At 45.8% G+C, this 22,627-nt stretch carries 13 protein-coding genes; 10 read left to right on the forward strand and 3 right to left on the reverse strand.

What is annotated here, in order from left to right:
* Window positions 1-90 precede the first annotated feature (90 nt).
* On the reverse strand, window positions 91-1,839 hold the full coding sequence (locus CUS_RS12020; RefSeq protein ID WP_157769527.1) for a hypothetical protein: 1,749 nt from the start codon (window positions 1,837-1,839) through the stop codon (window positions 91-93).
* Window positions 1,840-2,454: 615 nt separating this feature from the next.
* On the opposite strand from CUS_RS12020, the gene CUS_RS12025 reads away from it, so the two are divergent.
* Entirely contained in the window at window positions 2,455-4,536 is a 2,082-nt protein-coding gene (locus tag CUS_RS12025; RefSeq protein ID WP_002850975.1) for a glutamine synthetase III, read from the forward strand.
* A 121-nt stretch (window positions 4,537-4,657) separates the two neighbouring features.
* Window positions 4,658-6,412, forward strand: coding sequence for an ammonium transporter (locus tag CUS_RS12030; RefSeq protein ID WP_002851061.1), 1,755 nt, complete (start codon window positions 4,658-4,660; stop codon window positions 6,410-6,412).
* A 239-nt stretch (window positions 6,413-6,651) separates the two neighbouring features.
* On the opposite strand, the gene CUS_RS12035 is transcribed toward CUS_RS12030, so the two are convergent.
* The gene (locus CUS_RS12035; protein WP_002851026.1) at window positions 6,652-7,518 is read right to left on the reverse strand and encodes a hypothetical protein; all 867 of its coding nucleotides are present in this window, start codon (window positions 7,516-7,518) and stop codon (window positions 6,652-6,654) included.
* A gap of 342 nt (window positions 7,519-7,860) precedes the next feature.
* On the opposite strand from CUS_RS12035, the gene CUS_RS12040 reads away from it, so the two are divergent.
* The 8 genes from CUS_RS12040 to CUS_RS12075 all read left to right on the forward strand — a co-directional run bounded on the left by CUS_RS12040 (window position 7,861) and on the right by CUS_RS12075 (window position 13,755).
* Window positions 7,861-9,198, forward strand: coding sequence for a PepSY1/2 domain-containing protein (locus tag CUS_RS12040; RefSeq protein ID WP_037277250.1), 1,338 nt, complete (start codon window positions 7,861-7,863; stop codon window positions 9,196-9,198).
* 200 nt (window positions 9,199-9,398) lie between these two features.
* On the forward strand, window positions 9,399-10,001 hold the full coding sequence (gene rbr, locus CUS_RS12045; protein WP_002851039.1) for a rubrerythrin: 603 nt from the start codon (window positions 9,399-9,401) through the stop codon (window positions 9,999-10,001).
* Between the two features lie 128 nt (window positions 10,002-10,129).
* Complete coding sequence (locus tag CUS_RS12050) at window positions 10,130-10,339, forward strand: DUF1858 domain-containing protein (RefSeq protein WP_002850976.1); 210 nt, start codon at window positions 10,130-10,132, stop codon at window positions 10,337-10,339.
* 392 nt (window positions 10,340-10,731) lie between these two features.
* Window positions 10,732-11,253 (forward strand): DUF3592 domain-containing protein, encoded by a 522-nt coding sequence (locus tag CUS_RS12055; protein ID WP_037277243.1) that lies wholly within the window; start codon window positions 10,732-10,734, stop codon window positions 11,251-11,253.
* A gap of 83 nt (window positions 11,254-11,336) precedes the next feature.
* Window positions 11,337-12,194 carry a DUF3592 domain-containing protein gene (locus CUS_RS12060; RefSeq protein WP_002850990.1) on the forward strand — a complete coding sequence of 286 codons (858 nt, stop codon included), beginning with the start codon at window positions 11,337-11,339 and terminating at the stop codon, window positions 12,192-12,194.
* Between the two features lie 112 nt (window positions 12,195-12,306).
* Window positions 12,307-13,119 (forward strand): nucleoside phosphorylase, encoded by an 813-nt coding sequence (locus CUS_RS12065; RefSeq protein WP_002851044.1) that lies wholly within the window; start codon window positions 12,307-12,309, stop codon window positions 13,117-13,119.
* A gap of 47 nt (window positions 13,120-13,166) precedes the next feature.
* A complete protein-coding gene (locus CUS_RS12070; RefSeq protein ID WP_002851038.1) occupies window positions 13,167-13,418 on the forward strand; it encodes a DUF4236 domain-containing protein in 252 nt (83 codons plus the stop codon).
* Window positions 13,419-13,422: 4 nt separating this feature from the next.
* The gene (locus tag CUS_RS12075) at window positions 13,423-13,755 is read left to right on the forward strand and encodes a hypothetical protein (RefSeq protein WP_002851024.1); all 333 of its coding nucleotides are present in this window, start codon (window positions 13,423-13,425) and stop codon (window positions 13,753-13,755) included.
* 197 nt (window positions 13,756-13,952) lie between these two features.
* Here the strand turns inward: CUS_RS12075 and CUS_RS12080 are convergent, their stop codons facing one another.
* Entirely contained in the window at window positions 13,953-22,568 is an 8,616-nt protein-coding gene (locus tag CUS_RS12080) for a hypothetical protein (protein ID WP_207635696.1), read from the reverse strand.
* Between the last annotated feature and the right edge of the window lie 59 nt (window positions 22,569-22,627).

Here is a 22,627-nt window from a genome sequence, read left to right on the forward strand (position 1 = left end):
ATAGATAAAGTATAGCATACGTTCACGTTTTTGTCAACATTATTATTAATTTTTTATATAATAAAATCAAATTGACAAATTGCCGATCCGCTATTCATCATCGCTGTTATCATCGTGTCCCGCGCCACCGTTGTCATCGGTCTTATCACCGAAACTCTCGTCAACAGCGCGGTCGATATCCTTTTCAGCGCGGCGCATCATTGCGCTGAAAGTGTTGAAACCCTCTGCGGCATTCTCAAAAGTGCTCCTTAACATATCCGTAAAATAGTAGCCGCTGCTCTCCTTTTTGGGAGCTGCTTTTTCAGCAGTTGCTTCATTCTTCGGCTCTGTCTTGGGCATTTCCGCCTTTGGTGCTTCTTCCGAAGTATCCGCCTGCTTTTCGGGGATATCTGCCGTTTCCTTCACCTCAGCCTTTTCTTCTGCGGGCTGTGTGAAAGTCGCAGAGATATTCTCAGCCGTGATAGTACTGCCGTTTTTCACCTTAGAGTATATCAGGTCGAGCACCTGCTTCGGCAGTGTAACGCCTTTGAGCCTGAACTGTGTGCCGCCGCATTCGCTGTCAGCATCTATCATCATGCCGACACCCTCATCAGTCACAGTGACATTCTCAAGCACCACATTACAGCCGCCGCCGACCTTAGCCAGCACCACCGACAGCGCATAAGCCGTCATTGTAGTATCGCTGAAAACAAAACTGCTGCCCGCCGATGTATTGCCTATCATCATAAAACTCCTGTCAGCGGCAGGGGTAACAGTGCTGTTCCTCACAGTCAGACAGCACCCGCTGCCTATCTGCAACAGCTTTTCAGCCAGTTCGCTCTCGGTCAGCTTTTCACCGTCAGCAGTTATCGTCTGACCGTCCTGCCCCGCACCGAAGCCTTTTGCAGGTTCCTCACCGTTATCGACATAATCGGGCTTGCTGTTATCACCGAACATTGTGCCGTCAGGGTCGATGCCGCGCTTCACCTGGTCGATGACGCTGTCTATATCAAATCCCTGCTTTGCCTTGTCGATGACCTTATCCACATCAAAACCCTGCTTAGCCATATCTATCAGCTTTTTAAAAGTCCTGCCGCCGATTTTCAGGTCGGGGAACTCAGGCATCGGGAAGAACGAGTCCTTACTGCCGTTATCTCTCCCGAAGATACCCTTGCGCTTGCCGTTTTCAGCCAGCCATTGTTCATATGTCATGTTGCCCAGCGCAGCATATGCGCCCTCAGCCAGCGGCGCTAAGAACCTTGCAGGCGCACGCTCCTGCGTGATGATTATGCTCCAGTCCTCAGCCACACCTGTATTGAACGGAAGTTCAAACACCCTCAGCAGACCTGTTTTGTCGCGCTTGCTTATGACAGGTTCATACCTGCTCTTTTCCAGCGCAAAAGTCAGGCGGTCGTCCCAGCGGTTCTCAGGGAAGATGTTCACCTGCGATATCTCGGTGCCCTCTTCATTCTGACCGCCTATCATGGCAAATCTGAAAGTATAGTCGGTATACCTTTGCAGCTTCATCTTGCTGATTATCTGCGAGCGATGCTTATCGTGGTCACCTATCTCCCACACCTCAGCATTGCCGAGCGTTGTGGTCATGAATGCGCGCTGACCCGCATTGCTGCGGCAGCTTTTATCGAACCCGAATTTTCTTGGGTCAAATCCTATTATTTTACTCATTTGCTGTTCCTCCGTGTTTATCTCGTCCGACATAGAGTGAGCAGCATTCATTTTTATAACACAGTCGCTCACATACTCTGCCCGACCGTTTTTTACCAGCCCCTTAGCCCGTTTAGGGTAAGTCGAGCCGATGACGTTTCCGTTTTCGTCAATAATGACTATCTCTTTTGACATTATATACTCCCTCACAAGTTTTTTATCATGGGTGTCTTCCCCTGAAAGAAGCATTGTACTGCGGCAGCTGTTTTTTGTTATGGGTGTCATCCCCGTACCGTAACTTTAATTATAGCAAATTTACTCCCTTCTGTCAATCGGGATTTGGGGTTTTACATGAAAAATTTTTGTTTATTGGATTATTTTTGTACACAGGTTCAGTATTTGGTTCAGCCGATGGAAGGTTATTATTCACTCTACACTATTTAAATCAAAAAAAATCCCTGAGAATATCACATTATGAAATATTTGCCATCACAAACGCATCAAAAATGTGTATCATTTATAACCATTCTCCGCATAACACACCACCGTTTTGCCGCCTAAAGCCCCCATATGATCTATAGCAAGCCCCTGCCCTGCATATGACATATATCACAACTTTCTGTACGTTGGTTTGGGCTGTTTGCACCAATAACTTTTAACCTTAACTAACCGAATTTGTACCAATGTCCGAAAATCAAAAATCCACTTGACAAACGGGTGGGATTGGTGTATACTCATACACATAAACAGCAATGGCGCTGTGGACTCGATGTTGAGTCCACAGCGCTTTTATTTTTTGGAGGGATAATTATGGTTAATGTACCCGAGATCTTCGGCTCTGATGTTTTCAATGAGTCGGTAATGAGAGAAAAGCTGCCTAAAGCTACGTTCAAGGCGCTTAAAAAGACCATCGACAACGGCGACCCGCTTGCCGCTGATGTGGCAAACATCGTGGCTAATGCCATGAAGGACTGGGCTGTTGAAAAGGGCTGTACACACTACACCCACTGGTTCCAGCCGATGACAGGTCTTACCGCTGAAAAGCTGGACAGCTTCATTCAGCCCGCTGACGGCGGTCATGTTATCATGGAATTCTCGGGCAAAGAGTTGGTAAAGGGTGAGCCCGATGCTTCCAGCTTCCCCTCAGGCGGACTGAGAGCCACTTTTGAAGCAAGGGGCTACACCGCATGGGATCCGACTTCTTACGCATTCATCAAGGAGAAGACCCTCTGCATACCTACTGCTTTCTGCTCTTACAACGGCGAAGCACTGGATAAGAAGACCCCTCTGCTGAGGTCTATGGAAGCGGTAAACCGCTCGGCACTGAGAGTGCTTAAGCTGTTCGGTTCAGATGCCACAAGAGTTATCTCAAATGTCGGTCCCGAACAGGAGTATTTTCTGGTGGACAGAGAGATGTACTCCCACAGAAAAGACCTTATCTTCACAGGCAGGACACTGTTCGGCGCACCCGCACCAAAGGGTCAGGAGATGGAAGATCACTATTTCGGCACCATCAAGACGAGAGTTGCGGCTTACATGAAGGATCTCGATGAACAGCTGTGGAAGCTGGGCATCTATGCAAAGACCAAGCATAACGAGGTCGCACCTGCACAGCACGAACTCGCACCTATCTACGGCACTACCAACATCGCCACTGACCACAACCAGCTGACGATGGAGATAATGAAGAGAACTGCAAGAAAACACGGTTTCAAGTGTCTTCTGCACGAAAAGCCTTTTGCAGGCATCAACGGTTCGGGCAAGCACAATAACTGGTCACTTGCCACCAATACAGGCGTGAACCTCCTTGAACCCGGCAAGACCCCTGCCGAGAACGCACAGTTCTTACTGTTCCTGACTGCTGTTATCAAGGCTGTTTACGATTATCAGGACGTTCTCAGGGCTTGCGTGGCTACTGCGGGCAACGACCACAGACTTGGCGCTAACGAAGCACCTCCCGCTATCATCTCTATTTTCTTAGGTGATGAGCTGACAGGCGTGCTTGATGCCATCGTCAACGGCTACAAGTACGAGGGCGAACACGTTGAAATGGAGATAGGCGTTGATGTTCTGCCGCATTTCGCAAAGGATACCACCGACAGAAACAGAACTTCGCCTTTCGCTTTCACAGGCAATAAGTTCGAGTTCAGAAGTCCCGGTTCAAAACTCTCCTGCGCAGGTCCCAACACTGTCCTCAACACCATAGTTGCTAAGGTGCTGGACGATTTCGCTGACGTTCTCGAAAAGGCTGACAACTTCCAGGACGCACTGGACGACCTTATCAAGAACACCATCAAGGAGAGCAAGGCTATCATCTTCAACGGCGACGGCTATTCTGAGGACTGGGTGAACGAAGCCGAGAAGAGAGGTCTGCTGAACCTTAAGAGCACACCTGAAGCTGTTCCCACCTACCTTGCGCCCAAGAACGTTGAGCTGTTCTCAAAGTACAATGTCTACAGCGAGACCGAACTGAGGTCGCGTGTTGATATCCTGCTGGACGAATACTGCAAGACCATCAACATAGAAGCACTGACCATGATAGACATGGCAAAGAAAGATATCCTGCCTGCGGCGGCTACATATATCAAGGAACTGGCACAGACCTCAAAGCTGGCTAAGGACTGCGGCGCTGACACAAGTTTCGAGGACGATCTTGTGAAAAGACTTTCTTCTCTGGCGGCACAGACCTACAATAAACTCTCCGCACTGGAAGAAGCTGAGGTCAAGGCAAGAGATATCAATGATGTCGAAACTCTGGCTAACTACTACCACGACACAGTTTTCGTGGCTATGGGCGAACTGAGAGCGGCGGCAGACGAGATAGAAACTCTGGTGGGCGAAAAGTACTGGCCTTATCCCACATACGGTCAGCTGTTGTTCTACGTAAAGTAACGGCATACCCATATTAAATTTTCCCCGCTTAAGGGGATACCATAAACAAGTAACACGAGGAAGTGTATGCAGACGGTCCGTCCGTCGGTGTACACTTCCTTTTTATTTAGGAGGAATTTTTATGTCAAGTACGGTAACTCCACTGGCTGCCGAATTCAGTGCGGTCAGCACCATATGGGTGCTGGTCGGCGCGGCGCTGGTGTTCTTCATGCAGGCGGGCTTCGCAATGGTCGAAGCGGGATTCACGCGGGCGAAAAACGCGGGCAACATCATTATGAAGAACCTTATGGACTTCTGCATCGGCACACCGCTGTTCTGGCTGTTCGGATTCGGCATCATGTTCGGTGCAGGCAAATTCATCGGCACTTATCAGGGCATAGCCGATGAAACTTACGCATCGGTATCACCCGATGGCGTACCATTCTTCGCTTATTTCATCTTCCAGACCGTTTTCTGTGCAACGGCGGCGACCATCGTTTCGGGCGCTATGGCTGAGAGGACAAAGTTCATATCCTACTGCATCTACTCTGCCTGCATCAGCCTGATAGTATACCCCATCGAAGCACACTGGATATGGGGCGGCGGCTGGCTTTCAGAACTTGGCTTCCACGATTTTGCAGGCTCTGCCTGCGTACACATGGCAGGCGGCGTTGCAGCATTTGTGGGCGCAAAGATACTCGGACCCCGCATCGGCAAGTATGACAAGAACGGCAAGCCGAAAGCTATACCCGGTCACAACCTGACCATCGGCGCACTGGGTTGTTTCATACTCTGGTTCTGCTGGTTCGGATTTAACGGCGCTTCCACCGTTTCGATGGAGGGCGAAAACATCGCACTGGCAAGCAAGGTCTTCACCACCACCAACCTTTCGGCGGCAGTCGCCACCATCGTCACCATGATATTCACATGGATAAAGTACAAGAAACCCGATGTTTCCATGACCCTCAACGCATCGCTTGCAGGTCTGGTAGCGATAACAGCAGGCTGTGACACGGTATCGCCTGTATCGGCGGCGATCATCGGCGCAGTTTCGGGCATACTGGTAGTAGTTGCAGTAGAGTTCATCGACTCAAAGCTGAAAGTTGATGACCCTGTAGGCGCATGCGGCGTACACCTCTGCAACGGACTCTGGGGCACTGTCGCAGTAGGTCTGTTCTCTGACGGCACTATCGGTGAAAAAGGTCTGTTCACAGGCGGCGGAGCACATCTGCTGGGCATACAGGCACTCGGCGCAGGCGCAGTCATCGTATGGGTGGCAGGCACAATGTTCGTGGTATTTGAAGTCATCAAGCACACCATCGGTCTGAGGGCTTCCGAACAGGAAGAGATAATCGGTCTGGATATAACCGAACATGGTCTGGTGTCTTCTTATGCAGACTTCGCACCCACTATGGCACAGGCATCACTTTCATACACAAAGGACGATGCAAAGAGCGTAACAAAGATAGCACAGACCGTAAAGCCTGCCGTACCTGTTGAAAAGGCAGTCGAGGTCGAAAGCTACACTACAGGCAAAGACAAGCTGACAAAAATAGTCATCATCTGCAACCAGCAGAAACTCAACACGCTGATAGATGCCCTTGAAGATATCGATATCACAGGCGTTACCGTTACAAATGTTCTGGGCTGCGGCACACAGAAAGGTCAGCCCGAATACTATCGCGGCGCTGTTATAGAAGCCAGCCTTATACCAAAGGTCAAGGTAGAAGTCGTTGTAGGCAATGTTGCTCCCCGCGCTGTCATCGACACCGCAAGAAACGTGCTTTACACAGGTCACATCGGTGACGGCAAGATATTCATTTACGGTATCGACAATGTCATCAAGGTGCGCACAGGCGAAGAGGGGCGCGATGCTTTGCTGGACAGCCCCGCATAACACAAGCGTTTCACCTACCCCATCTTATATAGCAAAAGTACCGACCTGCGTAAATGCGGGTCGGTACTTTTTATGCTGATATATTTGGGTGATGAAATTTTATTTATATCGCCAATCCCAACTTAGTAATGGGCATATATTCAAACATTACATCACTAATCACTTGTCAAAAAGCATTTTCTCTGCCGAGTATCACACTCATAAGAATTGCACCGTACTCGGCAGAGAGAAAATATCATTTACGGTTCATAAACATTGATTGCCCAGTAACTGTCTTTCTTAGTTATTATCACACCATCAGATGTATCTGTAGCTGCTAATCTTCCTTCAAAGTCATAATAATTATTGTTATTGCCCTTGATAACATAATAAGCACCATTTACATCTTCTGTAACGGTAGGCATCATCGTAGGGTCACCAAGTCCTTCTACATTCGCACGAAGCACTGTATACGGAGCATTCCATGCCTTAAGGCTGTAACCATCGTCACGGAAATCGTATCCACCGGAAGCAACCTCTAATGTATCACCCACTCTAAGAATATCGCCATCGCTCAGGGAGGTGAATGTTTGAGGTACATATTCCGCACTCTCCACACTAGCCGTAAAAGTAACTGTATCGGTATAACTGCCTGCGGGCTTACCGCTGTAATCTTCAACATTTACGCCGATGGACTGCGATGCAGGGAGGTCGGTGAATTCCCATGAAGTTGCAGGGGCGCTGTCATCTTCGTAGTTCATCATTTCATAGCTTACTTCATTTTCGCCCGACTTGAGCGCCCAGTCGTTTGCCGATGTTGCTGTGACTACCAGCTTTTTGCCGTTTTCAAGAGTGCCGCCTGCCTTTATCTCGCCTATCTCGTTCCAGCCGCTGTTTGCGATGTCAAATGTGGCGGGTATGGTGATGGTGTAGTCTGATGAAGTTACAGGCTGGTCAGTGTCACCGCCGCCGATGCTGATGCCCGATTCATTAGATATAACAGCAGAATCATCGAACTTAACACCGCTTGTTGGATCAGGAATACTCGCATACACGCTCAGCGCCATCGGCACTGCCATGACAGCCGCGCACAGCATGGTCGTTGTTCTTCTTAAAATTGCTTTCATTTTTATACCTCCCCGATATGGAAATTTTTATTTAAAAGCGCCGAATATAGTGCGCTTTTTTCTGCATAGTCTGCCAAAGCCGCAATTATTGTCAGCGGGATAAGCATATCCACCTTTTACATAACTGCGACAAAATATTGAACAGTTTTAAGTTTGCTAACATTATAACACATTTTTACACAAATTGCAAGTGATTTGATTAATTTTTCTTGATGTTTTTGGATAAAATACTTAACTGAATATCTTCGTGAATATCCCCGAACTTTTGCGCCATAATATTTTCAGATAAAAAAGCGGTCATCGGTCAGCAAAGCGATGACCGAATTAAAAAGGACTGATGATATGACATTGACAAAACGCGGGCTGATGCGGCTGTGTACGCTGTCGCTGGCGGCTGTGACAGCACTCTCGGTGAAGAGTTACAAGCTGATGAAAAAAGCCGATGCCGCCGAACGTTCGGTAAACAACAACTACACCGCCGCCGTCGAAGAACTGGCGCACAGCTGTGACAGCCTTTCCAACGTGCTTGAAAAACAGCTGTATGCAGGTTCGGGGCAGGTACAGCAGACCCTTGCTGTTGACCTCTACCGCGAAGCCGCCACCGCAAAAGCGGCGCTGGCGCGTCTGCCTGTGGCAAAACTGGGGCTTGAAAACACTAATAAGTTCCTCTCACAGGTGGGCAACTACTCGCTGGCGCTGTCAAAAAAACTGGAGAACGGCGAAGAACTCACAAACGAAGAGTACTCGAACATCGCAAGGCTCAGCGAATTTTCGCAGACGCTAAGTGACAGATTATGGGAATTAGAGGGCGAAGTGGCAGGCGGCGAACTGACTTTTCAGCAGAGCGAAAGCATGATGACCGATAAAGAACCGCCCCATGTAACAGAGGGTTTCACCGATTTTGAGGGCGGCTTTGACGACTACCCCAAACTCATCTATGACGGACCGTTCTCCGACAATATTATGGAACAGACCCCGAAAATGACCGAAAACGCCGATGAAGTCAGCCGCGACTTCGCCTTGCAGAGGGCTTCTATGGCGCTGGATATCAACCCCTCCGACCTTTCGGAAGTGTCGGAAGTCGGCGGCAAAATGGCAGGCTGGCGCTTCTCAGACAAAGAGGGCGGGGTCTTCTGCGAGGTCACAAAGCAAGGCGGGTATATCTCGTATTTCCTCAACATGCGCGATGCGGGCAAGCCGATGATAGGCAAAACTGCGGCGCTCGACTACGCCAAAGAATACCTCGACTATCTGGGCATTCTCTCAATGGACGTGACCTACTACGAGATACAAAACGGCGTTATGACCGTGAATTTCTGCTATGATGACTTGGGCAGACGCATCTACCCCGACCTTGTGAAAGTGACCGTTGCGATGGATAACGGCGATATTCTGGGGTACGATGCGCGTGGCTTTCTGGTGAACCACCACAACCGCCGCTACGAAAAGAAGCTGTGTTCGGTGCTTCGCGCAAAAGAGGAAGTTTCGCCGCGCCTTACAGTCCTCAGTGACCGCATGGCAGTCATACCCACCGACGGCGGAAATGAAGTCCTCTGCTATGAATACACCTGCCGCGCAGGCAGCGGGCGCAAGGTGCTGGTCTATATAAACGCATACAACGCCAAAGAAGAGCAGGTGCTTCTGCTGGAAGAAAACGAAAACGGCACGCTGACTGTTTAAATTATCGTGGTTATCCCGCTGACACACCACAAAAACGTCGGCTTTACAGAATTTAAGGTGGTTGGCGTATATCTTTCCCCCGCCACAGGCGGGGGAAAGATATGTGGCGCTCAATTATCCTTTTGTTTACAGCATTTTCAGTTGGTGTGCTAAAGGGATAGTCATATTAAATTATTCAGACAACGAAAGGAGATCATCACATGGAATTTGCAAATTCAAAGACTAAGGAAAACCTTATGAGGGCATACGCAGGGGAAACTCAGGCGAGGACGAGGTACAATTTCGCGCAGGAAAAGCTGAAACAACAGCACTATGCAGTTTCGGAACTTTTCAGATTTACCGCCGACCAGGAAAAGGAACACGCGGAAGTTTTCTATAACCACCTGAAAGAATTTTCGGGTCAGCAGGTGAAAGTCTGCGCCGACTACCCTGTTGACCTCAGCACCGATGCCTGCGAACTTCTGAAACTGGCAGTACAGCATGAAACAAACGAGGCAGAAGACCTCTACCCCGAATTTGCCCGCACCGCAAGAGAAGAGGGCTTCGCTGATATAGCCCGCGACTTTGAGAACATCTCGAAGATAGAGAACACTCACGGCAGGCGCTTTGAGAGTTTCGCAAACCTGATGCGCGAGGGCAGGCTGTACAAGTCTGACAAAAGCGAAGTGTGGGTCTGCCTGAACTGCGGCTTTATAGTCGAAAGTGACAGCGCACCCGAAAATTGCCCTGTATGCGGTGCAGATCAGGGGTATTATATCAGGCTGTGCATGGCTGAATGGGGCGCACGCGGCGGCTGTCAGTGACAGAAAGATGAAAATTTTAAACTACACCAAAAATATCTCCTTTACCTCTTGCAATTTCTGACAAAAGAGGTTATAATAGTAGAAAAGGCGCGGCAGATAGTCTGCGTACCAAAAAGGAGGAAATTGAAATGGCATATTCTGTAACTAAGGACACCGTTATCGGTGATATCCTCGACGTTGATTTTGACGTTGCTCCCCTGTTTCTGGAGATAGGCATGCACTGTCTGGGCTGCCCTGCATCGAGAGGCGAAACTATCGAGGAGGCTTGTGCTGTTCACGGCACCGACCCTGAAGCGCTGGTAGCTAAGCTGAACGCTCACTTCGCTTCAAAGCAGTAATAGGATAACAGAGTTTTCTTAAGGCACTTCTGCACCATGCAGGGGTGCTTTTTTTGCCTGCCGAAAGGGCTGTCGCAGTCTTTAAAATACGCTTTTTTGGGGGGACTGATGGTTGATTTTTTTGCTGTGATGTGTTATAATTATCAAAAAGTTTAAATGAGGTCACATCGGGCTTAACAGCGTTTTGGCGGTATCGGCAGGCGCGTGAAAAGATAACATCAACTCAGTTTTTCCTCATTGATAAAGGTATTTTGCAGTGGTGTGCTAAAGAGATAGTCATAATCGCAAATGCAATCACACGTTGCGCAATTGCAAAGTTTCATTGGTTGAAAATCGCCGTTTCAAGTGGTATCATTATTTCATAAGATAAATACATGACGGAGGTCAGCAAAATGAGAACGTACACAAGCAGGCACGCCTATATGGGTCGCGGTGCTGTAAGGAATGTTTCACCGATAAAGGTGATGGCGCTGGTGACATCGATAATGGTCATCATCGGCATGGTATTCCTTGCGGTGGGCTTCGGCGTGAACAAAGGTCATCAGCACATCAAAGCAGTCTGTACTGAGGAAGTAAATGCACTGGTAGTTGATATAAAATATGATTCAAGCGGTCTTGGGTCGCCTGTTTACAGATACGATTTCGGCGGAAAAGAGTATAAGACAAATACGAACACCTATTCAAATCACCCGCCATACGATAAAGGTGACACCGCAAAGATAATGATATCCCCCGATGACCCCGAAAAGATATATGTACCGACCGATAACACGGCGGGAATGCTCAGCAAGATATTTATGATCCTGGGCGGTTCGCTGGCAGGTATCGGCGTGCTGGTATTCATACTGGCAAGTGCGGTGATAAAGTCGGGCAGAAGACAACAGATGCAGAATAACGAACCTTGGGAAATGTAAAAAGATATTTTTTCGCGAAAGCGATATCGGTAAAATTATTTTAAAACTATGTTATCAAAGGAACATAACGGAGGTAAAGAAAAATGGCAAGGGTCAGAAAAAACAGTCCTGTGGGCATGATAGTAGGCGGTATATGTTTCATGCTGGTCGCAGCGATCGTATTTACAATGGGACAGAGAGAAAAAGCGATGCAGAAACGCTGCACAGAAGAAACTTCTGCAACGATAACCTCTGTTGACAGGCAGACAAGAAGCAAAAAATCGGGCAAACACAGACATTACTACTATGTTTACAAATCAGGCTACATTTTCGATGTGGGTTCAACTTCATACAGCGGCAGCACCACGCTTAAGTCAAGCCCGACTATCGGTGAGTCGATAGCAGTCTACTACAACCCAAACGACCCTGACGAGAATTACACCGACAATGACAAAGTTGATTATGCTTCATTTTTTGTACCGATACTCTTCGGCGTTCTTGGCTTGATGTTCTTTATAACGGGCATAAAAGAAGGAAAGGAAGAACGCTCATACGGCGGAAATTACCGCAATTCGGGCATCGGCGGTGCGGTAGTCGGTGCGGCACTCAGCGACAGAAACAACAATTACAACAGCTACAACAATAACAACTACTACGGCAGAGTCAACAGCTATAACAGCTACGACCAGAACGGTTTCAACGGTAACAACGGCTATAACGGTTACAATAACCAGAACGGTTTCGGCGGTAACAACGGCTATAACAGTTACAACAACCAGAACGGTTTCGGCGGTAACAACGGCTATAACGGTTACAACAACCAGAACGGTTTCGGCGGTAACAACGGCTATAACAGTTACAACAACCAGAACAGTTTCGATGGAAGTAACGGCTATAACAACGGTTACAACAATAACTACAACGGCGGTTATAACGACAGCGACTTCAATCAGCTGAACTGATATCGTGTGGTTTGAACAGAACAGGAAAAAGATTTCCCCTGTCCCGTATTTTCGGGTCAGGGGCGGTCTGCATTATTGCGGCTTCGCTATAAGTTAAGACAGGAGGATAAATATGGCATCTATACTTGACGGCAACAGACAATTTCATATACAGACATTACCCGAAGAAGTCGGGAGATATGTGGTACTGCCGGGCGACCCGGGTCGTGTACCGAAAATAGCGGCTCTGCTGGACGATGCGAAACAGGTGGCTTACAACAGGGAGTTCAATGTGTACACAGGGTATCTCGACGGTGAGATGGTAACGGTCTGCTCGACGGGCATCGGCGGACCTTCTGCGGCTATCGCGGTGGAAGAACTGGTAAAGTGCGGCGCTGATACTTTCATAAGGGTGGGTACATGCGGCGGCATGCACCTTAAGGTCTGGGGCGGCGACCTGATAATCGCGGGCAGTGCCATTCGGTGCGAGGGCACTACTAAGGATTATCTGCCCGACGGCTATCCTGCGGCGGCGGATTACACGGTCATAAAGGCGCTGGCTGAGTCGGCTGATGAATTATCGGCTGATGAAAACGGCAAGCGTTACCATGTGGGCGTGGTTCATTCAAAGGACAGCTTTTACGGTCAGGTCGAACCTGAGAGGTCGGGCGTGGCATCTTATCTTCTGCCGAGATGGGAAAGTTTTGAGAAGTGCGGGTGTCTGGCTTCGGAGATGGAGTGCGCGGCAGTCTTCGCAGTGGGACAGGTGCTTGACGTAAGGTGCGGCGCGGTGCTGACCGCTATCTGGAACATGCAGCGTTCTCAGCTTGATCTGCCCGACACGATGACGAATGACTCTTCGCGTGCAATAAAGTGCGCGGTTGAAGCTATCCGCAAAATGATAGCAGATGACAGAAAAAAGAAAAGCAGGCGCGATGACGGATAAAGTCGGCAAAGAGCGTGCGGCAGAAGTTAGAAAACGGAGGTGCTGTAATGGGGCTTAATATCAGAAAGAGCTTTAAGATAGGCAATTTATTTAAGATAAACAAGACCAAAAAGGGTGTCAGCGTTTCGGTGGGCAACAAGAACCTCAAACTGACGGTAAATGACAAAAAGAAAGTGACTTTCGGTCTGCCGGGTACGGGTATATCTTATGACACCACGCTTGGCGGCGGCAAAAAGACTTCAGGCAAAACTTCGGCAAAAAAGCCGACTTCTGCAAAAAAGCCTTCGGCTAAGAAGTGAGCCGATGTTTTGCAGACTTTACATACACGGAAATTCGGTGAAGAGCGCTGCCGCGCTGTTTGAGAAGAAGTTCGGCAGGGCGGTGAAGTGCGGGAGAGATCACCGTTTCACAGCTTTTGAGATGACGCTGAAAGAGAACGAAGATCATGACCGAAACAAACTGCGCACTTATCCCGATGGTTTTCTGTACTACGAGATAACAGCTGAACTTGAGATATACGAAGATCATATCCGCGTGACGGACGAGATACTGGAAATGCTTTGGGATAATGGTCTGCCTGCTGTGGTTTCCTGTGAATATGAAGAAGAACTGAACCGTTACATTTTCAGCAAATAAGTGCTGAAAGTTCGTATAATCGGCAGATAAAACGTTTGAGCAAAAGTGTTTTTCCGACAGATCACACAATGATACGGTGTTCGGTACCGGCGTCGGCGCTGAGTATCATCAAGTTATGACATAAGCATATCCCCCCTGCTGTTTTATTGCAGGGGGGATATTTTTCACTTATGGTGATTTTTGTAAGGAATACGTCATCAATTGCCTGTCAGAAAATCGTGGTTTACTTTGGCGTTGGTATATATCAAATAATCATCTGCATAACTTCCGCCAACATCTGTATTACTGCCATCAAGCAATCTCATTGAAAGATTTACCCTGTAGTTAGCGTATTCTGTGAAGTTTTCACCTGTCTTTGCACTAAATCCGATATTGATGTTGATGTAGCCATTTTCATCAATTATAAAACCTGCTGTGCCGACCGCATCTTTCGGTATCTCAAAACTTAGTGTCTTGGCATTTGATGGTACAGGCACGATATTTTCATAGTTACCGCACTTTATGTACAAATTGGTCTTGCCTGCATCCGTTACAGGTTTACCCGCTTCATCAGGTTCAACTTCGTGTGTCTGTGCATCACGCTTAACAGCGCCCCAGTATTTGTCTATGCTTGTTACATCGGCATAATTCACGGCTGTGTACGTTCCTTCTGTCGGTGTATCAGTCTTTTTCTGCAAAGACAAGGTCACACTTAGTTTTTCAGCACTCTCAGCGGCACTTTCAATATTTGAGATATTGTACTTCGCAGTCGTGTTGACAGGCATATACTCGTTCATAGAATATTTGCCGCTTATACCCAGCCTTGATAAGTTTTCACTGGGCGCTCCGTCCAGATCGAAGCAGTCAGATTCAGGTTCAGCAAAATAGTTAAGGCTTGCAGAATCCATCGACTGGCGATAGAATATGTGCTTTGTAGCCGAAGGTTCTTCTGCCGATTCTGACATGCTTGAAAATGCAAGACTTGCCGCATCATACGCAAGAGTTGAAGCCGCCCTCACACTCACGCCCGTATCACTCAAAACCTTCTGCGGGAATTGCTGTTTCAGATAGGCATTGTCAAATCTCATACTGATCCTTGAATAGACTGTCACTCCGTCATCTTTCATTATTTCCTGACCACCGTCTACAGTACATATGTTTATGTAGTTATCCTGAAGATCGATGCTGTCTGCACCAACAGCGGTAAATCCTGTCAGATCTGCATCGATGTCTTTAGGCATCGCCTCACCAATACTGTACCATGCCTTTATTCTGGGTACTCCGTCCTCATCTCCGTCAAGTCCATAGATCGTATTTGTTATAGAACCGTTTTCACCTTTTCTGTCAAGATAAACATTGAACGAATGGTATATATCAGTCTTTACAACTTCAAGTATAGTCTTAACGTTATTATCCTTAGGTCTGATCGTGCTTTCAACATAAATGTTAAGTGTTCTGTTGCCTGTATCTATTTCAGGATCATTCGTCAACACTGTAAGTTTGGTATCCTGTTCAAAAAGCGTACCGATATAGACCTGACGATTCTGAGTATTTCCATTATTTTCATTACCGCTTATGTAGTGGCATTTTATTTTTGCAGACTTGGTTATTGCGTTATTTGTACCACTTTCATAAACAGGCGCATCAAACATCTCAGGTGTTCTGATATAATAACCGTACAATGGATCTGAATCCGATAATGTCGGTACATACATGCTTATATAATAACTCTCATTCAGAACATAGCCTTCAGGCAGCGAAAGATCATGGGTACCGCCACTTCCCACATACTCGTAGTAAGTGATCGTTTTGTTTTCACTCTCAGTAAAGACATAGTACTTTTTGCCTGTATTTGAGGGTGTCCCACTTCCGCTGTACAAATTGTATTTGCCGTCATGCTGAGGTTTTTCGACCGCTTTGATGTCCTTTGCTATCATTTCATTAAATGTGCTTACACTGAAATTATTTCCCTCACTGTCCTTAAACTTGGTAAGATCAAACGTTATCCTGCCCGTTGTAGAAGTTACGTTCTGCCTTGTGAAGTCATCGTTATTCAGCAAGATCTGATACTGTTTATCACTGTTTCCGTTGGGATCAACAAGTATCATATATGTGCTTTCAGGAAGCACATATGTAGTATCATGTTTAGTCTTATCAATATAAAAATACTTATTGTGATTCCAGTTCAGATCACCTGAATCAAGCAGTGCATTTAGATCATCTTCGCCGTACTCGTATCTGATATAAGTAGTGTACCATGTATCAAGATTCTCAACGTGTGTATCTGATGTTTCTTTATTGAGTTTTGTTGAATATACATTCTCATTTTCTGTACCGTCAGCTTTATATGATACTGAATTAGTCCCGTTCATCACCGCAGCATAGAAAGTTACTTCGATCTCCTTTATCGTATACACAGGGATATACAGATGATATGCGACCTTATTCTTGTTAAAAGGATCCTTGAACTGAATATCTACAAGTGTAAATGTATCAGTGGCAGAAAGTGAGTCAGCCGCCGAAGGGTCAAGGCTGAACTTTCCGTTTTCGTATTTCAGTCCTGCTTTTCCCGTATCGATAGCAAAGCCGCCGTCCTTAAGTTTGCAGGAAGCCACTTTGATATCAAAGTAATCATTTGCCGCATCTGTTCCCGCATAATCTGTTGATGTATTTGTTACCAGCTGGGCATAGCGGTTGATAAGGTCGGTCGTTTCATTGGTTGTGTTATTTGCTATGACTACGCATGCAAAATTATCATAGTCTGCTGTACTGATTCCTTTTTCGGCGTAGTAGTTCGATATGCGGTCACCATCATCGCTGACTGTACGCTTCATATAATGATCTATCTTATTGCCGCCATTTATTTTAGCAGCATCAGTACCATTAAACGTTCCGAATGTTGTATAGCGTCTTGAATAGTTTGCGGCACTTGTATCTGTCAGCTGAGTGTCCTCATATATCTTTAGTGCCATAGTTTTTTCAGCGGTCTTGCCACTGTATTCAGATGCAGACGAAGCTGTACCTGACAGTACCGCACCATCGCCCGAAATTATCTTACCGCCGCCCACAGACATCTGTGGATTGATGTTGACATACGGATATCTCGGCATTTCAACATTGTTTGAAGCATCAAATTCTGAAACCTTTGTCGGGTATACTATTTCAGTTTTTCCTTCAGGAATACTGCCGCCGCAGGCACCGCTGTAGTCAGCAAAAACAAAAGACGCTCTTTCAAAATTCTCTATGTTGCCAACATTCCGTGTAAAACCGTTGCCATAAATGCCCAGACCTGCAAACTGTATAGAAGTGCTGTCATCTTTACTGTCAACATAGCCTATCCATGCACCCATTCTTGAACTCTGGCTGGTAACATGATCCAGTTTGATGTTGTAGCCGAGAAGTTTGTTGTCACTTTTGTCGCTCTTTCTTTCAACTTTTCCTATAGCACCGCCTGCGTAGTTATTATCCGTTCCGATAACACAATTTTCAACAGAACTGTCATAGATATAGCAAGTTATTGAACTATCAGCCTCATACGAACCTGTAAAGCCTATAAATCCGCCGACATAACCTTTATCGCCATTTGTACCAACAGTTGAAGTTATATTATAGTGTGATACTTTGCAATCTTTGATGGTAATATTAGGGTCACCGCTGGCATAGACATTACCGCAGCCGAGAAAGCCGCCTGCATAACCATTTTCATTTCGCAGGGAATTTCCTTTTATAGTATTGTTTGTACTTGTATCACCCACCATATTACAGTTATCCAGAGTTATGCTGTAAGGAGAATAGTCGTTTATCCACTTGCCGCCGTAGAAACCGCCTGCATAGTGTCCGTTTACATTGATTTTTTCAACCGTACAATTCTGATATACAGATACACAAGTCTTTTCACCCTTATTGAATGGCTGCATCAGACCTACAAGACCGCCTGCATAACCTGTATAATCACTGCCTATGGTCACTTCATGACCTGCCGATGGTGACAAAGTCATATCATAGATCCTACAGCCGTTACCTGCAAATCCTACAAGACCGCCTGCCACTGTACGGTGGTCTGTAACACCACTTAACGTTTCATAGCCAAATGATTTTAATGTAACACTCGAAAGTGTTGTTGTATTTCCATGAATTTCCACAGCACCCTCAACGCATTTGCCGACAAATCCTCCCATTGCATTTCTTGGTTTTACTATATCTTCCTGAGCTGAACTCGAATTCAGCTTTATTGACAGATCAGTTGCTCTGCATTCATTGACCTTGACTATTATGGTTTTTGACTGGTTATTAGAATAACCTAAAAGTCCACCGACAATACACGAACCACACACAGAAAGCGATCTCAGTTCTATATTGTCAAAAGTAAGATATGCTTCTGTAGCGTTAGTCGAACCACAAACACCGCCAACACTTATAAATCTTGCCTTATTATTTCCATAAATTGTCTGTTCCTGAGCAGTTTCACTATATGTATTGTTATATATCTCTGTATTCACAGAACCGCCGACCTTGAAATTGGTAAGTTTGCTGTCTTCACCTTTGGTTTTGATACTGTCAAACAGACCAATGCCGTGATGATCCTGTTCTTTGTTTACACCATATGCACTGCCTGTATTCGTTGACTGCGTTACAGCGTTGTGAATGACATTGAGGTAGTTATCACTCTGGAACTTGTTAAGATAGATATCCTCATCGATCATACAGCCCTTGCCGTCAAATCTATCGAGTTTTATCTCATAAGCTGTATTGTTATTGCCAACACAGCCCAGTCCTCTGAAACTGTCAGGCAGTTGATAAGTGCCGCTTCCACTAAGCGTAATGTCATAGTAACCAGCGGTACTTGTAACACAGCGTGCAGGGTAGCTAATCGACGTTGTCGTAGTATTCGTTGTGGTTATGGTTGTGGTTGTAACGGATGTAGGAGGAATATAGTAATATAAAGTCAAATCCGCACCATCATTTTCGTTTTGTCCACAAAATTCTCTTGTAGGTTTGCTAGGATTTCTTATGGCAACATATTTTTGGGTAGTTGATGTTTGGTTTCCATAAATCCTCCATATTGAACCATTTTTTTCTATATTGAAGTAATATGGTATTGACCAATAAGATGAGTTGGTGCTATAACGCATTTTTCTTGAATCACCCTCAAAGCCCACATACTTAGTTATTCCATTATCTGAGAAAGAGAGTGTGAATTTTCCTGCATTATCGCCTGTTTTTACCTTTGTAACTAACAATAGAGTAGCATTTGTCTCAGAATCTGCTTTAACTCCATGATCACCATTAGTTGCTTTCGCATTAAGATAATAATTACCAGACTTAATTCGTATCTCTTTACCATCCAAATCATCAACACTACCCTCAAATACTTCTATACATCCCTCAGCTGATGCTTCAACTGTTTTAGTCGAGGTAGTTGTCGTAGTTGTCATTTCCGAACTACCAACTGTGTAATGCCTGATGATATAAGGAATCGCTGAGCTTGCCGCAGTGTCAATGCTTGCTAGTTCAGAATAGTCGGTAATATCAGTAAAAGCACTATTTGTTCCAACATCACTGTAATCAGCATTATGGCTCATACCGTAAACTGAATCACTGTATGTTCCATAAGACAGGGAGTTAGTATATTCTTTTGCAGGCAAAGTGTTTACTATAGTTTTTTCTTTTTCAATAGTAACATTGCCTTCACCATCTTCGGTTCGAGAGGTTTCTACCTCTCCTGTATCGGATTGAGGAATGGCTGTTCCGTTTATTTCCGCCGCTGTTCCCGCCGTAGACTGCGTAATTAAGGACAGCACAAACAAAGCCTGCGCATTAGGCACGTAGATAGTGCCGTCGGCAGTAGTACTTGCAGGCGGTGTCACATCAAGCATAAGTGCATTTTTTTCTGCATCAGTAAGTTCATTCCACTGTTCAGCCGTTTTGCCATAATATGGGTCAATATCCGCAATTGAATAATGCTTTGCGCCGTTTTTCAGCGTATGCTTGATACCGCTTCTTTCGGTGTTTGCATCATCATGATAATGACCGTCCTCAGTCACAGAGAACTGCTGAACCTTTTCTCCCTTTGCATTAAGTGCATTGCCTCCTGTTTCGTTGACCGCATAACCGTTTATAACACGACCGACGATCGGGTTGACATAGATAGCCGCCCAATCCTCCGGCTTATTATTATCTGCAAGGTTTTCGTTTTTGCCGGTATAGATAACATTCAGCCCTGTGCTTGAAACAGTCGTATTTCGTGCGTCCATATTCTTGAAGATCAGCCCGCCGAATACGACCACGCCAACATAGCCGCCGACAGGCACAATTGTGCCGTTAGTGCCTGTGAGAGTTACCTTTTTGCCGTTTGCGAATTTCACATAGCTGTTGTCGATGATGTTGTCGCCGCCCATTATCTCGCCCATTATGCCGCCGTAATATTTGCACTGTGAAGCATAACCAAAGTAAGCGTTATCATTTCCGTTTTTGTCCTGATCCAAAGAAATATCAGAGTCTACCTCTATATTGATATCCTTGACCACACAGCCGTTGGAAATATTTATAAAAGGATACTTGCTATTATTTGTGATAGTAAATTTCGGAGTGCTGTCAGTTTCACCTTTCGTTTCACCGACGATAACTCCTCTGAAAGCAGTATTAGGTGTATTGCCGCCAAGTCCTACAAAGCCTGTTGCATTATCGCCTGACAGGTCAATATCGTTTTCGACCTTATAATAAGCATTTGCAAGATAATACTGTACGTTTGTTTTATTCCATGAGATATCGCCATTTTTATAATTTGTATCTCCGTCGGGGGTAAACAAAGCATGGAAAGTTTCGCCGTCTTTATCTGTACACCAACGTGAACCAACTGTATTCTCACTGATGGAATCATAGCTGCCTTTATCTTTAGGAAGCTGTACCTTTGAAAGTTCGTTCGTAGTACCGTTATAGATAAATCTCGAAACAGCTACCAGCTGCTTACCATCAGTGATAATATAGGGATCATTATAAGTTCCGCAGCCCTTTGTCAGACCCTCAGCAGAAACGTTAACTCTCAGTTCTCTGAAATACAGTTCGTTGGACTTAGCTTCTGTAAATCCCACAGCGACATAAGGAAGAAAGCCCGTACTAAAATCATTGTAGGACGAACCGCTCTGGTATGTTGTAGGGTGAGTATAATAACTGCTTCCGTCATATTTACTCTCTTGTGAAATATTGTTTTCACGGTATTCTTTGGAGTCAATGATCTCCTTACCGTATGTGACCCATCTGGTGCCGTTTGTACCGTTTGTGCCCCAGTCTTCTTCTATCGTATAGTAATATTTCAGCTGAGCTTTGTCATTTGTTTTTATCGAAGCCAGAAGTGTAGCATCTGTAAAGATCGCACTTTTTGTACCATAGGCATCATCAAGGGCATTATTACTGCTCAATGTACCCGATTTTCTTGAATCCAGCTTTATCTTGGTAAATTCGATATTAAGATCGTTTCCCGAAGCCGCACCCAGAAGACTCTTTGCAACAGTGACACCCTGCAAATAATTAGTCGTGCTGATACCTTCAAGTCTGATGGTTATGTCATCAGCGGAATTGATGCTGTTTACTCTTGTGATATTGTTCACAAGGAGATAGCCGCCATCATATGACGCATTTGCAGTGGTCTTAGGCAATATGCCATCAAGTTTCAGCGTACTGCCCGATGCCGAAACGATGCTTCCGTTAGATGTACCGCTTATAAGAACGCCGGAAACGCCGTCAACCTCAAGAAATGTGCCCTTTAAGGTATTATTTCCGCTTATAGTGAGAGTTTTGGTGTTTGAAAGGTACGTAAAAAGTCCTGACTGCATGAGGTAATGCTGATTTTTGTTGGTCACATCACCCGCATCACGGATATAACCGTCTGTGTTGCTGACACTTTCTGCGCCATATACGCCCGAATGATCCATAGTAAGTGTCAGCCCGCTGATATTACAGTTTTCTTTGCACTCTATGGGGTAGAAGGACAGACCTGTCATATCTGCATTGCCTGACAGGGTATTATTATTTACTGTACTAACAAACAGATCTCTTATATTTGCAGAAGCATACTTGTTAACGCTCCAGAGAACGATATTCTGACCTGCATCAGAACTGTTCATCCTATCAAGATCATAGTAATATCTTGAATTTGCATTCGGGTATCCTGCGGCATCTGCTAAAGCTGCTGATGCGCTGACAAGCTGATCCTGATATGTACCTGTTGAAGTTATCAGCGCACTGCCCGAATTTCTCGCAGCATTCATGTTGATGGATATGACACCTGCGCCGTATGTGTTATTACCTTCTGTATAGCTGCCCTTAACGACATTATTTGCGGAATAAGCCGCTATCTCATCATATACTGAAAGAGTATCGGGCAGAGTTATACCTGTATCGTCTGACTTATCTGTGAGGATATAACCCGATCTCAGCACATCAAGGTACAGTCCTTTATTGCCTTCATATGCCTTATTCACAAGCATGCCGATGGAAGCCTCTGCCCCGCCTGACAAAGACAGCTTATCAACTTTAAGGTCATTCACCTGCCACCTGCCTGTGGCTGCATAACACATTACGCCCACATTCGGTGAAGAATTTGTTATAGTCGCGTTTGTGACTTCAATGCCGCCTATAGTCGTATCCGTATCAAGCCACGCATAGCCTAATAGACCTCCGCCATTAGCGGAAGCCTTATTGATGACCGTACAGCCATCAATATCAAGCTTATCGATATTGACCTTTCTGTCTGAATATTTTGTACCTGATGTAATGTAGCCTATCAGTCCGCCGCCGTCTGCATTTGTGCCGGCAGTAAACCCACCATCGACCATAGTGTGCGCGACCGTCAGCTTATCGGAATCACCCTGAGCGATATCGATAGTAAACTTAC

The organism is Hominimerdicola alba 8 (assembly GCF_000178155.2).
Classification (GTDB): Bacteria; Bacillota; Clostridia; order Oscillospirales; family Ruminococcaceae; genus Hominimerdicola; species Hominimerdicola alba_C.